We start from the raw sequence: 15,272 nt of genomic DNA, 5'->3' as shown, positions 1-15,272 counted from the left end.
CCAGCGGGCCCAGCCCGCCAACGGCCCCGAACGCGAGCGGTGCTCGGTTCGTGCCGCGATGTCAGACCCGTGTGTCAGGGTTTGCACCGGGGGCCCGAAACACGGCCCCGATCGGCTCGGCCCCTGCCCTGAAAACCGGCCCCGATGCGAGACCGGCTCGGACTCAACGGCATGTCGTACCCCCATGTCAGGGTCTATACCGGGGGCCCGAAACACGGCCCCCGGCAGCTCGGTCCCTGCCCTCGTTTGCTCCGCCTGGAGGCTGCCCTCACACGCGCAGCGTTCGCCGGGCCCCGACGTCCTCGGTTACGCTGACTCGGTGAGATTTCGGTGGTGGCGTGCGACGGTCGTGACGGCCGTCGCCGTTTTCGCGCTCGTCTACCTGGCCGGCCTGACGCGCCTCGGTGAAGCCGAGGCCGACCAGCTCCACGCGGTCCCCGTCCTCGCCGCCGACCCCGCGAGCGAGCTCTCGGCGCTGCGCGCCGACGCCCCCGTCGCCGGGGACGACCCCGCCGCGGCGCTCGAGACCGCCCTGGCCGACCCCGCGCTCGCCGCCGGGCTCGTCGCCGCCGAACCGACCGCCGACTCCGGCGAACTCGGCGCGGCCCTCGCCGAACTCCGCGACGCCGGCGGCGGCCTCGACCCCCTCGACGTCAACGCGTTCTTCGACGGCCTCGGCGAGGACGCGACCGCCTGGCTCGCCGTCCTCTACCCGTCCGTCGTCGCCGAGATGCCCGGCGCGCCGTTCGACGCCCGCATCACCGCGAACCAGCTCATCCTCAAGGCCACCACCGAGGCCTCCACCACGTACGACAGCCCGACCCGTCCGTGGACGGACGACGCCGAGCGGCCCGCCCGCGAGGAGCTCCAGGCACTGGTCGGCACCGGCCGCCAGTTCCTGTACCTCGACCCGTACAACAACAACGGCGACGGCTCCTGGATCGAGGTCGTGGGCGACCTCGACACCGCCGCGAACGTCGCGGTCCTGGTCCCGGGCGGCTCCGCCGTGCTCTCCAGCGAGAACTTCGAGCTGTACTACAACCGCGCGAAGTCCTTCGTGGACGCCTCCGACGGCGAGCTCGCGGTCATCGTCTGGGCCGCCGCGTCCTGGCCCTCCGGCTGGATCGAGGAGTCCTGGGCGTCCTGGTCCCAGGTCGCCGCCGAGAGCCTCGCCTCGTTCACGTTCGACGTGCGCAACCAGATCGGCGACGACACCCCGCTGACCCTCGCCGGCCACTCCTACGGCGGCGCGGTCATCGGCTACGCCGAGACCTACGACGTCGAAGCCGACCAGGTCCTCCACATCGCCTCGGCCGGCATGGGCAACGACGTGTACAGCCCCGCCGACTACACCGAGCCGTGCCGCCCCCGCTACTCGATCACCGGCCCGGGCGACCCGATCTCCTACGTCCAGGGCATGCCGTACGTGCCGCTCCTGGGCCACGGCGCCGACCCCGACGACTTCCCCGGGAACCGGAACCTCGTCACCGGCAACCTCTCCGACGCTCCCGACGCCGTCGACGACTACGGCCTGAGCCTCTCCGACCAGGGCATCTCCGGCAAGCCCGTGGAAGGCGTCCACTCGCACTCGGAGATCTTCTACCCCGAGTCCGACGCCTGGAACAACATCTTCAAGGTGCTCCTCGACGAGACCCCCGACCTCGCCGACGAGCAGCCCGAACCCTACGACGCCTGCTCCTAGCCGCCCCGGCGACGCGAAACGGGCGCGGCGGATGCCGCGCCCGTCCCCTCTTGCCTCGCTAGTCGCGCTCGAGCAGCAGGCCCAGGTGCCGCTCCATCACCGGCAGGACCTCCGCGACGGTGACCTCCCGGCCCAGCTCCTGCGTCAGGCTCGTGACGTCCGCGTCCGTGATCGCGCACGGCGCGATCCGCTCCCAGTAGCCCATGTCCGGGTTGCAGTTCAACGCGAAGCCGTGCATCGTCGTCGCCCACCGCACCCGCACGCCGATCGCGCAGATCTTCCGCTCCGGGCCCTTGTCGTCCTCCGGCAGCCACACGCCCGTCCGGTCGTGCATCCGCCCGCGCGCCGAGGTCACCCCGAACTCGTGGCAGACCGCGGTGACCGCGTCCTCCACCCGCCGCACGTACCCGACGACGTCGACCTTGTTGCGCATCTTCATGATTGGGTAGCCGACGAGCTGCCCCGGCCCGTGCCAGGTGATCTGCCCGCCCCGGTCCACCGTGACCACGGGCGTGCCGTCCTGCGGCAGCGCCCACGTCTCGGTCCGCCGCCCGGCGGTGTACACGCTCGGATGCTCGAGGAGCAGCACGGTGTCGCCGATCTCGTCGTCGATCCGCCGCTGCTGCAGCTCCTTCTGGTAGTCCCAGGCCTCCTGGTAGTCCACCAGGCCGCGCCGTTCGACGGTGATCTTCCCGCCTGCGACGCTCGCGGTTCCCACGGTTGCGGTCATGGAACGACATTAATCCGCGCCGCGCCCCCGCGGCCACCGGACGCCGGATGCGTCACGATTGTTCCGGCCATGGGTCGTATCCGTTATGCCCAGGTCGTTCTTTATGATGCTGTTACTTAATTGCCGACTAGTTGCGGCTCTGGCCGCCCCGCTAACCGCGCGTGAGCTGTCACACTACTATTTCCAGGTACTCAAGCCAATCCGCTCGCCCCGCACCAGTCGAGGGTTGCACACGACAACAGGGACACGAATGGAAGCAACGCAGCCGAAGGCACCGATGGTCAGCATCTCCGGCGTCAACAAGCACTTCGGAGACCTGCACGCGCTCAAGGACATCGACCTGACCGTGGAGGACGGCGAGGTGGTGGTCCTCATCGGACCCTCCGGCTCCGGCAAGTCCACCCTGTGCCGCACCATCAACCGGCTCGAAACCGTCGACTCCGGCGACATCACCGTCAACGGCAAGCCGCTCCCGGCCGAAGGCCGCGCACTCGCGCACCTCCGCGCCGACGTCGGCATGGTCTTCCAGCACTTCAACCTGTTCGCACACCTCACCGTGCTGCAGAACATCACGCTGGGCCCGATCAAAGTGCGCCGCACCCCCAAGGCGAAGGCCGAGGCCCGCGCCCGCCAGCTCCTGGAGCGCGTCGGCCTCGCCGAGAAGGCCGACGCCTTCCCCTCGCAGCTCTCCGGCGGCCAGCAGCAGCGCGTGGCGATCGCCCGCGGACTGGCCATGGACCCCAAGCTCATGATGTTCGACGAGCCGACCTCCGCCCTCGACCCCGAGATGATCAACGAGGTCCTCGACGTCATGCAGGACCTCGCCCGCGAGGGCATGACGATGGTCGTGGTGACCCACGAGATGGGCTTCGCCCGCCGCGCGGCCAACCGGGTCGTGTTCATGGCCGAGGGCCAGATCGTCGAGACCGCCACCCCGGACGAGTTCTTCGACGACCCCAAGACCGCGCGTGCCCAGGACTTCCTCGCCAAGGTCATGACGCACTAGAGCCACCCGAAACCACCACACCGTTCGCCCTTGAAGGAAGGACACATCCGAATGCGCATGTTCCGTAGAACCGCCGTAGCGGCTATGGCCGCCGTGGCCATGTCGCTCGCCGCCTGCTCCGGCGAAGCCAGCCAGGACGCCGAAGAGAAGGAATCGGTCGAGGAGTCGGTCGGCGAGTACTCGCTGGGCCAGGCCGAAGCGATCCCCGCCGGCTACATCCAGGAGATCCAGGACAAGGGCTTCATCACGGTCGGCGTCAAGTACGACCAGCCGCTCATCGGCCAGATGAACACCGCGACCGGCGAGGTCGAGGGCTTCGACGCCGAGATCGCCCGCCTCCTGGCCACCTACATCTTCGGCGAGGTCACCGAGGGCGACGACGGCAACCTCCGCTTCGTCGAGACCACCTCGCAGAACCGCGAGACGTACATCAACGACGGCACCGTCGACGTGGTCATCGCGTCCTACTCGATGTACCCCGAGCGGCTGACCCAGTTCGACTTCGCCGGCCCGTACTTCGAGACCGGCCAGAACGTCATGGTCGCCGCCGACAACACCGACATCCAGTCGGTGGCCGACCTCGCCGGCAAGGACGTCTGCATCGCCGAGGGCTCCGGCTCGATCGCGAACCTCGAGAAGGAGAACCCCGAGGCCACGATCACGCCGCTGGCCGACTACGCCGCCTGCGCCCTGGCCCTGGAGAACGGCCAGACCGAAGCGGTCAGCACCGACGAGACCATCCTCTACGGATTCACCGTCGACAAGCCCGACGCCTACCGCGTCCTCGGCTCCGCGAACATCTTCACCGACGAGCCCTACGGCGTCGCCATGCCGCTCGGCCAGACCGACGCCCGCAACTTCGTCAACGACATGATCGACGCGATCATCGCCAACGGCGACTGGCAGAAGGCCTTCGACAAGACCTTCGGCGCCGCCGGGATGCCCACCCCCGAGGCGCTCCCGGAACCCAACCGCTACTAGGTCCGCGACCGTTCGGTGAGGCGGCGGCGGCCGTGCACACGGCCGCCGCGGGGCCCCCCCCCCCCCCCCCGGGGGGGGGGCGGGCGGGGGGGGGGGGGGGGGGGGGGGCCGCGCCCCCCCCCCCCCCCCCCGCCCGCCTTATGGAGGAGTCCGCTTGTTCGACAATTTCGCCTCGATGGCCGACGCCCTGCTGGAGGGCGCGCGCATCACCGTGGTCGTGACGCTCGCCAGCTACGCCATCGCGCTCGCGATCGGCATGGTCTTGGTGGTCATGCACGTGAGCCCCGCCGCGCCGGCCCGCTGGGCCGCGAACGCCTACACGCAGCTGTTCCGCAACGTGCCGCTCCTGGCGGTCCTGTTCATCATGTACTTCGGTCTGCCGTCCATCGGCATCGAGACCACTTCCTGGGGTGTCGGCCTGCTCGGCCTGGGCATGTACACCGGGGCGTTCGCCGGCGAGACCCTGCGGTCCGGCATCAACTCGATCCCGCTCGGGCAGGCCGAGGCGGCCCGCTCGATCGGCCTGACCTTCGGGCAGTCGCTGCAGAACGTGATCCTCCCGCAGGCGTTCCGCGCGGTCATCCCGCCGCTGGGGTCGCTCCTGATCGCCCTGGTCAAGAACAGCGCCCTCGTGTACGCGGTCGGCATCACCGAGCTGTACTCGACCTCGCGGGGCCTGATCGACGACCCCCAGTCCCGGTACGACCTGTGGGGCGTCACGATCAGCGTGACCGTCTGCTACCTGGCGATCGCCTTTGTCCTCAGCTACCTCGTCCGGCTCGCCGAGCGGCGCGCCGCGTTCGTCCGATGAAGGCGGGTGACTCATGACCAGACAGCAAGAAAGCACGGTCCTGTTCGACGCGCTCGGCCCCAAGGGCCGGCAGCGCTCGCTCATCGCCTCCATCGTCTCCGGCGCGGTGATCCTGGCCCTGCTGGGCTGGGGCGCACTGACACTGGCCCGGGACGGCTTCTTCGAGGAGACTCGCTGGGCCAACCCGCTGGACGTGCTCGTCGTCCAGAACACCTGGATCCCGGCGATCCTCAACACCCTCCTGGCCTTCGCGCTCGGCTCGGTCCTGGCGATCATCCTCGGCGTCGTCTTCGGGTTCGGCCGGATCTCCCGGTTCGCGCTGACCCGCTGGGCCGCCACCGGCTACGTCCAGTTCTTCCGCTCCCTCCCGCTGGTGCTGCTCATCTGGATCTCCTTCACGATCGACGGGGCGTTCCGATTCACCGGTGAGACGTTCGGCTGGGACGGCGACACGCGGCGGCTGGTGTTCCTGGTGCTGGGCCTCGGCATCTACAACGGCGCGGTCCTCGCCGAGATCCTGCGGGCGGGCGTCGCGGCGCTGCCGCCCGGCCAGGCCATGGCCGGGTACGCGGTCGGGCTGAACCACGGCCAGGTGCAGCGCTTGGTCGTGCTGCCGCAGGTGGTGCGCAACATGCTCCCGGCGGTGCTCGCGCAACTGGTGATCCTGCTGAAGGACACCTCGCTCGGCGCCGTGATCACCTACCCGGAGCTGCTGCACTCGGCCAACATCGTCGGCCACGACTACGGCAACTCCTATCTGCAGGCGCTCATCATCGCCGCGCTCATCTACTTCGTGATGGCCTACGCGCTCTCGAAGCTGGTGGTCGTCGTCGAGCGGCGCATGCGCACGAAGACCGCGGCCCCGCTGGCGCGGGTGCGGCAGATCGAGGCGACCGCCGTCGCCGAGTAGCGCGTCACGCATCACCGAGGGCCCCGTCGCATCAGCGCGACGGGGCCCTCAGTGCACCCAGCAGCATCAACAGGCACCGTCCGTACCACCGACCAATATGAGGCGCAAGCACATTCGGGCCCTGCTACGCTCCATTTGAAATCAACAACCATTTTCAATTGGTGGGGGAACCACAGCATGAAACTCGCCTTCGTCGGCAAGGGCGGCTCCGGCAAGACCACGATGGCCTCGCTCTTCGCGCGCCGCGCAGCAGCTCTCGGACACCCGGTCATGGCCATCGACGCCGACATCAACCAGCACCTCGCCGCCGCGCTCGGCCTCGACCCCGAAGCCGCCGCCATGGGACCCGTCCTCGGCGAGCACCTCCACCGCATCAAGGACTACCTCCGCGGCAGCAACCCCCTCATCCCCAGCGCCGACCTCATGCTCAAGACCACCCCGCCCGGGCCCGGCTCGCGCCTGCTCACCGTCGGCGAATCCAACCCGGTCTTCGACACCCTCTTCACCGAGCACGACGGCATCCGCTTCGCCGCCACCGGCGGCTTCGTCGACGACGACCTCGGCGTCTCCTGCTACCACTCCAAGGTCGGCGCCGTCGAACTCCTCCTCAACCACCTCGTCGACACCACCGACGAGTTCGTCATCGTCGACATGGTCGCCGGCGCCGAAGCCTTCGCCTCCGGCATGTTCACCCGCTTCGACCACACCTTCCTCGTCTGCGAACCCACCCTCCGCAGCGTCGGCGTCTACAAGCAGTACCTGGGCTACGCCGAGGACTACGACGTCCGCATCTCCGTCATCGGCAACAAGATCGACGACGACGACGACATCGCGTTCCTCCGCGAGCACGTCGGCGACGCCCTCATCGGCTGGTGCACGCGCTCCCGGTACGTCAAGGCGGCCGAGCGCGGCACCGTCGGCCCGGTCGGCGCCCTCGAACCCGAGAACCTCGCCGTCATCGACGCCGCCCGCGAGCGGGCCGCGACCGACGGCAAGGACTGGGCCAAGTTCACCCGGCAGGCCCACGACTTCCACCGCAAGGCCGCCCTCGCCTGGGGCAACGACCGCGCCGGGGTGGACCTGGCCGACCAGATCGTGCCCGGGTACGTCCTCGGGGAGCACCTGCTCCGCGCGCAACACGTCTGACCGCCGCACAGCGCCGTGCGGCGCGTTCTGGACGGCTCGGGTTCCGGGACCCCTCTGCGTCGACTACCCGACAGCGGAGGGTCACGGGACCGAGCACAATGAACCGATTCGAACCGAGAGGAGAACGCATGTCCCTTGACGTCTCTGAAGACCTGCTGCACAAGGCCGAGGCAGGGGAGGTCGGCGACGCCGACTTCATCGACTGCGTCAAGCAGTCGCTGCCGTTCGCATGGGAGCTCATCGCCAAGGTCGTCAACGACCTGAAGAACGGGGTGGTCTCGTCGAGCGGCTCGACGCAGTTCGCCGACAACACCACCCCGCCGCCGGACGAGCAGTCGCGCGGGCAGCTGCTGCGGGTGCTCGCCTCGGACTCGATGCGCGGCGCGCTCGAACGCCACTACGGCGTGAAGCTCGCCTTCCAGAACTGCCACCGCATCGCGGCGTTCCCGCTGGCGGAGGTCGACTCGGACACGTACCGCAAGTTCATCTCCCCCCGCGGGCAGCTCCTCAACCAGTCGCCGGAACTGCGCGACTGCTGACCTCTGCGCCACTGCGCTGCGGCACCGGCTGAACGGGCCGGCGGGACACTCGTCCCGCCGGCCCGTTTCGCGTCTACTCGGGGCGCCTGGTGATGAGGAAGTCCCGCACGAGCTCCTCGCCCTGCTTCACCAGGGGCCGCAGGATCTTCAGGCGGGAGAGGGCGACGACGCGGGCCGCGAGCGGGGCGGTGCGCTGGGCCAGCTCGCGCGACTTCTCCTGGCCGGGCGAGGCGTCGTACACCCAGTACAGGACCACGACCATCTGGTGCAGCCACAGCATCTCGGGCAGGATGTCCGCCATGTCCTTGGGCACCTTGGTCTTCGAGCCTTCGAGGACCTCGCGGTAGAGCGCGATGTCCCGGTCGCGGCTCTCGGTGGAGTCGGCGGAGAAGGGGCTCAGCGGGCTGGACGGGTCGGCGGCGTTGCGGAAGAACTGGCCCGCGAACGCGTGGTAGGGCCCGGCGATGTCGAGCCAGGCGAGCAGCGCCGCCTCGATCCGCTCGGCGAGGGTCTCCTTGCCGTCGAGCAGGCGCGGGGTGAGCTCGGCGTGGCGGGTGGTGGCCTGCTCGTAGAAGCCCTGGATGAGGTGCTCTTTGGACTTGAAGTAGTAGTAGGCGTTGCCCACGGAGACACCGGCCTCGGCGGCGATCGCCCGCATCGTGGTCTTGTCGTAGCCGCGTTCGGCGAACATGTCGAGCGCGGTGTCGATGATGCGCTGACGCGTCCGCTCGCCCTTCGAGGAGGGGCGGGCGGACGCGTCGGAGGCCTCGGCTTCGGTGCTCACGCAGGCGATCCTACTGCGGTTCAGGCGCCGTACGCCTGCGGCCGCTGCGGCGGGCGCGGCGGTTCCAGGGTGGCGAGGGCGCGGGCGTCGACGTGGCCGCGCTTGCGGAAGCCGTTGAGCACCAGGACGTTGAGGACGTGGAGGACGCCGAGCACGAGGAGTACGGCGCCGATCTTGACGGCGACGGTCTCGAAGACGCCGCGGGCGTCGGGGATGGGGTCGGCGGTGCGCAGCCACAGTGCCACGAACCCGAAGTTCAGGAGGTAGAAGCCGACCTGGAGGAGCTTGTTGACGGCCTGGGCGAGCTGCTCGTCGCCGGCGAAGACGTCCTTGATGAAGTGGAAGCCGTTGGCGCCGAGGGTGCGGGCGACCCAGACGGTGAGGGGGATGGCGACGAGGAGGTAGGCGATGTAGCCGATGACTGCCAGGTCCATGGCAGTGCTCCGTTCTGTGCGGGGTACTTGCTGGCTTGAGTTGAACATGTTCAACTTCTGATCTCACGCTACACCGGCGTCTTGAACATGTTCAAGTTCGTTTCGGAAATATGGCGGACGACACGCGAGGCGGCGCCTGTAGGCTTGCCGCGTGACTGTTGCGGTGCGTGTGATCCCCTGCCTGGACGTCGACGCCGGGCGAGTCGTCAAAGGCGTGAACTTCGAGAACCTGCGCGACGCGGGCGACCCGGTCGAACTGGCCGCCGCCTACGACGCCGCCGGAGCCGACGAACTCACCTTCCTCGACGTGAGCGCCTCATCCGGAGACCGGGCGACCATGTACGACGTCGTGGCCCGCACCGCCGAGCAGGTCTTCATCCCGCTCACCGTCGGCGGCGGCGTCCGCACCCCCGACGACGTCGACCGCCTCCTGCGCGCCGGCGCCGACAAGGTCGGCATCAACACCGCCGCCATCGCCAGGCCCGAAGTCATCTCCGAGATCGCCGAACGATTCGGCAACCAGGTGCTCGTCCTCTCCGCCGACGTCGCCTCCGGACGCGACACCGCATCGGGCTGGGAGGTCACCACCCACGGCGGCCAGAAGCGCTCCACCGGCCTCGACGCCGTCGAATGGTGCGCCCGCGCCGCCGAACTCGGGGCGGGGGAGATCCTGCTCAACTCCATCGACTCCGACGGCATGAAGCAGGGCTTCGACCTCAAGCTGATCGCCGCCGTGCGCGCCGCCGTCGACATCCCGCTCATCGCCTCCGGCGGCGCCGGCAAGGCCGCCCACTTCCCGCCCGCAGTCGACGCCGGCGCCGACGCGGTCCTCGCGGCCTCGATCTTCCACTTCGGCGACGTCGCGATCGGCGAGGTCAAGCAGGAACTGCGCGACGCGGGCCACCCGGTCCGCTGAGGCCGAACGCGAGCGGAGGGTCTCCGCAAATCGGACATCGACGGGCCCCCGGCATCAACCCTGCCCGACGGGTACGACAAGTTCGGCCGCCGCGGATCGGCGCCGCGAATGTGAGCGGAGCGTCCCGGCAAATCGGACACTGATGGGCCCCCGGTATCTACCCTGACCTAGGGGTACGACAGTCTGTCGACCGACACTGAACCGTGCGTGACCATGCCGTTCGATGCCGCCCGGTGGAATTGCGGTTGGCGACTGCCGCAGGCGCGAGGCATGATTGCTAGCGGTTGCTTGCCGACCGGCTAGCCAGCGCTTCCCAGGGCTGGCGCCCGTACCCACCGACCGGAGACCCGATGACGCTGCCCACCGGCGCCGACACACCGTCGTCCCTCGACGACCAGCCCGCCGACGACCGCATCCTCCGCCAAGGACTGCGCAACATCGGCGACATGATCCGCCTCGAACCCAAACCGTTCGCAGTAGGCGCCGCCGGAGCCATGGCCAACACCGCGATGACGCTATTCCTCTCCTTCGTCGTCGGCTGGGTCGTCTCCGCGATCGCCGTCCCCGCCTACGAGAACGGCGAAGTCGTCTTCGGCACCGTCATGATCGGCGTCGCCGCACTCGTCGGCACCTCCATCATCCGCTTCTCCACCATGTGCGCCCGCCGCATCGGCGCCGGCGTCATGATGTTCGGCGTCCAAGCCCACTGGCGCCGCCAGATCACCCGCCGCTACCTCGCCCTCCCCGTCTCCTGGCACCAGAAACACCCCACCGGCACCCTCCTCTCCAACGCGAACGCCGACGTCGAAGCCGCCACCCGCCCCCTCGCCCCACTCCCCTTCGCAGTCGGCACCCTCTTCATGGTCATCGTCGCCATGGGCGCCTTCCTCTGGATCGACTGGGCCATCGCCCTCGTCGCCCTCGGCATGTTCCCCGCCCTCTTCGCCCTCAACGCCCTCTTCGCCACCAAAATGGCCCCCCGCGCCAAACGCGCCCAAGAACTGCGCGCCGAAGTCTCCGCCGTCGGCCACGAATCCTTCGACGGCGCCCTCGTCGTCAAAGCCATGGGACGCGAAGCCGCCGAAACCGAACGCTTCACCGCCACCGCCGAGGACCTCCGCGACGCCATGATCGGCGTCGGCCGCCTCCGCGCCGCCTTCGAACCGGCCATCTCCGGACTCCCCGAAATCGGGGTCCTCGTCGCCCTCCTCGTCGGCCTCGCCCGCTTCGAAGCCGGCGCCATCGACCTCGGTCAACTCGTCACCGTCTCCTTCATGTTCTCCGTCCTCGCCTTCCCCGTCCGCGCCATCGGCTGGGTCCTCGGCGACCTCCCCGGCTCCGTCGTCGGCCGCCGCCGAGTCGACCACGTCCTCTCCGCCACCGGCGACATGGCCTACGGCGACAACGAACTCCCCGACACCACCACCCCCGCCCGCCTCGAATTCAACGCCGTCGCCTACGCCTACCCCGACGGCCACGAAGCCCTCCACGAAGTCACCTTCACCGTCGAACCCGGCACCACCGTCGCCCTCGTCGGCGCCACCGGATCAGGCAAATCCACCCTCGCCCACCTCGCCGCCCGCCTCGTCGACCCCACCCGCGGCACCGTCACCCTCGACGGCCACGACCTCCGCGACCTCACCCACGCGAGCCTCGCCCGCACCACCGCACTCGTCCAGCAGATCCCGTTCGTCTTCGACGACACCGTCCGCGCCAACCTCGCCCTCGACCGCCCCGGACTCACCGACGACCGACTCTGGGACGCCCTCATCGCCGCCGGAGCCGAAAAATTCGTCGCCGCCCTCGCCAGCACCACCGAAACCGGCGACCCCGACACCAGCGGCCTCGACACCGAAGTCGGCGAACGCGGCACCACCCTCTCCGGCGGCCAACGCCAACGACTCACCCTCGCCCGCGCCCTCGCCGGCAAACCCCGGATGCTCATCCTCGACGACGCCACCAGCGCCGTCGACCCGAAAGTCGAGTCCCAGATCCTCACCGGCCTCAAAGACTCCGCAGACGTCGCCAGCGTCCTCGTCGTCGCCTACCGCAGAGCCACCATCGCCCTCGCCGACGAAGTCGTCTTCCTCGAGAACGGCCGCATCACCGCCCGCGGCCCCCACCAGGACCTCCTCAAAACCCACCAGCCCTACGCCGACCTCGTCACCGCCTACGAGCGGGCCGAAGCCGAACGCGAATTCGACAGCGAATTCAACGACACCGACCTCGGCGACACCGACTTCAACGGCACCAAGCACAACGAAGAGGAGACCACGGCGTGAGCGCCCAGGAAGCACCCCAGACGCAGCCGGGCCCGTGGCAGACCGTCAAACGCGGCCTGCGGCTCTCACCCGAACTGCGACGCGGCCTCGGCTTCACCGTGTTCCTCGCGGCCGTCACCTCGGTCGGCCGCCTCGTCGTACCCATCGGCGCACAGCAGGTCCTCGACAAAGGCCTCCTCGGCGAAGGCGGACCCGACATCGGCTACGTCATGCTCGTCGCCTCCCTCGGCGTCGCCGCCCTGCTCGTCACCACCGGCACGAACTACCTCATGAACCGCCGCCTGTTCGTCGTCTCCGAACACGCGCTGGCCTCGCTGCGGCGCAGGACGTTCCGGCACATCCACGACCTGTCGATGCTGCACCAGCAGTCCGAGCGGCGCGGCGCGCTCACCGCGCGGGTCACGACCGATATCGACCAGGTCAGCACGTTCCTCCAGCAGGGCGGCATGGTGCTGGTGACCGCGGCGGCGCAGATCGTCGTCGCCACCGTGGTCATGGCGGTCTACTCGTGGCAGCTGGCGATCGCGGTGTGGATCGTGTTCATCCCGGTGACCTGGCTGATCAAGTGGCTCCAGGGGCACCTGGCCGCCGCTTACACGGACGTGCGCAAGAGCGTGTCCAAGATGCTCTCTGCCGTCGCCGAGTCGGTCGTCGGCGCGGGCACGGTGCGCGCGTACGGGGTCGGCGCGCGCACGAGCGAGCGGCTCGACGCCTCGATCGACGAGCACCGGCGCGACCAGACCCGCGCGATCAGCCGCTCGGCGTTCTCATTCGGCGCGGGGGAGCTGGTCTACCTGGGCGTCAACGTGGTCGTGGTGGTCCTCGGCGCGTTCCTCGTCGCCGACGGGTCGATGACCGTGGGCGAGCTGACGGCGTTCCTGTTCCTCGTCATCCTCTTCACCCAGCCGGTGGTGATCGGCACCGAGACGCTCAACGAGGCCCAGAACGCGGTCTCCGGCTGGCGGCGCGTGCTCGACATCGTCGACACCGAGCCCGACGTCGCCGACCCGGTCGACGGCGTGGCCCTTCCCGAAGGGCCCCTCGGGGTCCGCTTCGAGGGCGTGCGCTTCGCGTACCCCGGCGGCGAGGAGGTGCTGCACGGCATCGACGTCGAGATCCGGGCCCACACGAAGGTCGCCGTGGTCGGCGAGACCGGCTCGGGCAAGACCACGTTCGCGAAACTGCTGACCCGCCTCATGGACCCGACCTCGGGGAACGTGCTCATCGGCGGCGTGCCGCTCACCAGTGTCACGTTCGCGTCGCTGCGCGGGCGCGTCACGATGGTGCCCCAGGAGGGCTTCCTGTTCAACGGGTCCCTCGCGCACAACGTGCGGTTCGCGCGGCCCGACCTGACGGACGCGGAGATCTATGTGGCCTTCGCCGAACTGGGCCTCGACGACTGGCTCGAGACGCTCCCGGCCGGCCTCGACACCGAGCTGGGCGAGAGCGGCGCCAACCTGAGTGTGGGCGAGCGCCAACTGGTCTCGCTGGTGCGCGCCTATGTGGCCGACCCGGACCTGCTCGTCCTCGACGAGGCCACGAGCGCCGTCGACCCGGCCACGGAACTGCGGCTCTCATCCGCGCTCGATGCCGTGACGCGCGGGCGCACCACGGTGATCATCGCGCACCGCCTGTCGACGGCCGAGACCTCCGACGAGGTGCTGGTCTTCGACGCGGGGAACCTGGTGCAGCACGGCCCGCACGCCGAACTCGCCGCCGAGCCCGGCTCGGTCTATGCGGGGCTGCACGGCTCCTGGGTGGAGCAGACCCGCTCGAATTGAGTCGAGTCTTATCTGAACTGAACTGGTGTTGCGGCGTGGCGGTCGGGTTGGGCCCGACCGCCACGCGCGGCCTCCGCGGAGGCGGAGGGGTGTGGCACCTGGCGGGGACCGCGCGCGGGTGGCTTCCCGCGCGCGGTCTCGGTATGGCGACGTTCGCGAATCCCCTGGTGTCGCCGCCATCCCGCTGGTGCCCGATGGCGTTTTTGCCATCTACTACAACACGTGGGGTAGTCGAGCGGCAACAAGAGTTTTCCGCCTGTGGATAACTTCGTGAGCAGCACTTTTATTGCCTGGTGAAGGGCTTGTGGACAACTGGTCAGACGACGGTGAGCACGATCTTGCCGATCGTGCGGCCCGGCTCCAGGGACTCGTGGGCCTTGCCCGCGTCCTCAAGGGCATAGGTCTCGGCGACCGTCGGCTTGAGCTGTCCCGCCTCCACCAGGGCGGTGATCGCCTTGAGCCCGCCCAGGTCGGGTTCGACGATGTTGAAGCCGGCGTTGATCCGGGCCAGCTCCGATGCGGGCAGCTCCGCCGCGCTCGGCAGGATGACGAGGTGGCCGCCGTCGCGGACCACCGCAGCAGAGCGGGCGGCGTAGTCGCCGCCGACGCCGTCGAGGACCACGTCGACCCCGCTCACCTGCTCGGTGAAGTCGCCGGCCGTGTAGTCGATGACCTCGTCGGCGCCGATGCCCCGCACGTACTCGAGCTTCGCGGCGCTGGCGGTCGCGATCACGTACGCGCCCTTGGCTTTCGCGATCTGGACCGCGAGGTGGCCGACGCCGCCCGCGGCGGCGTGGATGAGGACCCTCTGGCCCGCTTGGAGATCCGCGACGTCCACGAGGGACTGGTAGGCGGTGAGGGCGGCGAGCGGCAGGGCCGCGGCCTCCTCGTGGCTGAGACCGGCGGGCTTGGGCGCGAAGTGGCGGGCGGGCGCGGTCACGTACTCGGCGTAGGCGCCGGCGAAGTGCGGGAACCGCGGCATGCCGTAGACCTCGTCGCCGACCCGGTAGAGCTGCACGCCAGGGCCGACGGCTGCCACGGTGCCCGAGACGTCCCAGCCCACGGTGAACGGGGCCGGGGCGCCGGTGAGCGCGCCGTAGGTCCGCACCTTCCAGTCCACCGGGTTGAGGCCGGCGGCGTGCACCTTCACGAGGATCTCTCCCATGGCCGGTTCGGGCCGTTCGACCTCGACGAGTTCGAGGACTTCGGATCCGCCCAGGGCGTTCTGGGTGATGGCGCGCATGGTGGTC

Annotated in this window: 14 protein-coding genes; 10 read left to right on the top strand and 4 right to left on the bottom strand. The window is 69.6% G+C overall.

The annotated features are described in order from the left end of the window. Window positions 1-319: 319 nt before the first annotated feature. Window positions 320-1,702, top strand: coding sequence for an alpha/beta hydrolase (locus tag QWI33_RS01840; RefSeq protein ID WP_289954279.1), 1,383 nt, complete (start codon window positions 320-322; stop codon window positions 1,700-1,702). Window positions 1,703-1,760: 58 nt separating this feature from the next. Here QWI33_RS01840 and lipB read toward each other — a convergent pair whose 3' ends face one another. Further along, window positions 1,761-2,432: a lipoyl(octanoyl) transferase LipB gene (lipB, locus tag QWI33_RS01835; protein WP_289954277.1), complete on the bottom strand. Its 672-nt coding sequence runs from the start codon at window positions 2,430-2,432 to the stop codon at window positions 1,761-1,763. Between the two features lie 250 nt (window positions 2,433-2,682). Between lipB and QWI33_RS01830 the strand changes: the two genes are divergently transcribed. The 6 genes from QWI33_RS01830 (at window position 2,683) to QWI33_RS01805 (ending at window position 7,825) form a co-directional block, all read left to right on the top strand. Beyond that, window positions 2,683-3,438, top strand: coding sequence for an amino acid ABC transporter ATP-binding protein (locus QWI33_RS01830; RefSeq protein WP_289954276.1), 756 nt, complete (start codon window positions 2,683-2,685; stop codon window positions 3,436-3,438). A 57-nt stretch (window positions 3,439-3,495) separates the two neighbouring features. Further along, window positions 3,496-4,419 carry a glutamate ABC transporter substrate-binding protein gene (locus QWI33_RS01825; RefSeq protein WP_289954275.1) on the top strand — a complete coding sequence of 308 codons (924 nt, stop codon included), beginning with the start codon at window positions 3,496-3,498 and terminating at the stop codon, window positions 4,417-4,419. A 154-nt stretch (window positions 4,420-4,573) separates the two neighbouring features. Continuing rightward, window positions 4,574-5,230: an amino acid ABC transporter permease gene (locus tag QWI33_RS01820; protein ID WP_289954273.1), complete on the top strand. Its 657-nt coding sequence runs from the start codon at window positions 4,574-4,576 to the stop codon at window positions 5,228-5,230. 13 nt (window positions 5,231-5,243) lie between these two features. Next, window positions 5,244-6,140: an amino acid ABC transporter permease gene (locus QWI33_RS01815; protein WP_289954271.1), complete on the top strand. Its 897-nt coding sequence runs from the start codon at window positions 5,244-5,246 to the stop codon at window positions 6,138-6,140. Between the two features lie 177 nt (window positions 6,141-6,317). After that, window positions 6,318-7,286 (top strand): ATP-binding protein, encoded by a 969-nt coding sequence (locus QWI33_RS01810; RefSeq protein WP_289954270.1) that lies wholly within the window; start codon window positions 6,318-6,320, stop codon window positions 7,284-7,286. A 128-nt stretch (window positions 7,287-7,414) separates the two neighbouring features. Next, complete coding sequence (locus QWI33_RS01805) at window positions 7,415-7,825, top strand: SCO5389 family protein (protein WP_205323911.1); 411 nt, start codon at window positions 7,415-7,417, stop codon at window positions 7,823-7,825. A gap of 73 nt (window positions 7,826-7,898) precedes the next feature. Here the strand turns inward: QWI33_RS01805 and QWI33_RS01800 are convergent, their stop codons facing one another. After that, complete coding sequence (locus QWI33_RS01800) at window positions 7,899-8,609, bottom strand: TetR/AcrR family transcriptional regulator (protein WP_289954264.1); 711 nt, start codon at window positions 8,607-8,609, stop codon at window positions 7,899-7,901. Between the two features lie 20 nt (window positions 8,610-8,629). Then, window positions 8,630-9,043, bottom strand: coding sequence for a hypothetical protein (locus tag QWI33_RS01795; protein WP_289954263.1), 414 nt, complete (start codon window positions 9,041-9,043; stop codon window positions 8,630-8,632). A 151-nt stretch (window positions 9,044-9,194) separates the two neighbouring features. Between QWI33_RS01795 and hisF the strand changes: the two genes are divergently transcribed. The 3 genes from hisF (at window position 9,195) to QWI33_RS01780 (ending at window position 14,022) form a co-directional block, all read left to right on the top strand. Next, window positions 9,195-9,959, top strand: coding sequence for an imidazole glycerol phosphate synthase subunit HisF (gene hisF, locus QWI33_RS01790; RefSeq protein ID WP_289954261.1), 765 nt, complete (start codon window positions 9,195-9,197; stop codon window positions 9,957-9,959). 413 nt (window positions 9,960-10,372) lie between these two features. Beyond that, window positions 10,373-12,241, top strand: coding sequence for an ABC transporter ATP-binding protein (locus QWI33_RS01785; protein WP_353895371.1), 1,869 nt, complete (start codon window positions 10,373-10,375; stop codon window positions 12,239-12,241). Next, window positions 12,238-14,022, top strand: a complete 1,785-nt coding sequence (locus QWI33_RS01780) for an ABC transporter ATP-binding protein (RefSeq protein WP_289954257.1) — start codon at window positions 12,238-12,240, stop codon at window positions 14,020-14,022. The genes QWI33_RS01785 and QWI33_RS01780 overlap by 4 nt, the downstream gene beginning before the upstream one ends. Before the next feature lie 316 nt (window positions 14,023-14,338). Here the strand turns inward: QWI33_RS01780 and QWI33_RS01775 are convergent, their stop codons facing one another. Then, window positions 14,339-15,265 carry an NADP-dependent oxidoreductase gene (locus tag QWI33_RS01775; RefSeq protein WP_353895370.1) on the bottom strand — a complete coding sequence of 309 codons (927 nt, stop codon included), beginning with the start codon at window positions 15,263-15,265 and terminating at the stop codon, window positions 14,339-14,341. Window positions 15,266-15,272: the final 7 nt, after the last annotated feature.

The organism is Glycomyces tritici, assembly GCF_030403505.1.
This window is presented reverse-complemented; position numbering and strand designations above follow the sequence as displayed.

Coding starts and splice junctions, on each gene's coding strand:
- lipB (WP_289954277.1), bottom strand. CDS start 2,432: ATGACCGCAACCGTGGGAACCGCGAGCGTCGCAGGCGGGAAGATCACC.
- QWI33_RS01830 (WP_289954276.1), top strand. CDS start 2,683: ATGGAAGCAACGCAGCCGAAGGCACCGATGGTCAGCATCTCCGGCGTC.
- QWI33_RS01825 (WP_289954275.1), top strand. CDS start 3,496: ATGTTCCGTAGAACCGCCGTAGCGGCTATGGCCGCCGTGGCCATGTCG.
- QWI33_RS01815 (WP_289954271.1), top strand. CDS start 5,244: ATGACCAGACAGCAAGAAAGCACGGTCCTGTTCGACGCGCTCGGCCCC.
- QWI33_RS01810 (WP_289954270.1), top strand. CDS start 6,318: ATGAAACTCGCCTTCGTCGGCAAGGGCGGCTCCGGCAAGACCACGATG.
- QWI33_RS01805 (WP_205323911.1), top strand. CDS start 7,415: ATGTCCCTTGACGTCTCTGAAGACCTGCTGCACAAGGCCGAGGCAGGG.
- QWI33_RS01795 (WP_289954263.1), bottom strand. CDS start 9,043: ATGGACCTGGCAGTCATCGGCTACATCGCCTACCTCCTCGTCGCCATC.
- QWI33_RS01775 (WP_353895370.1), bottom strand. CDS start 15,265: ATGCGCGCCATCACCCAGAACGCCCTGGGCGGATCCGAAGTCCTCGAA.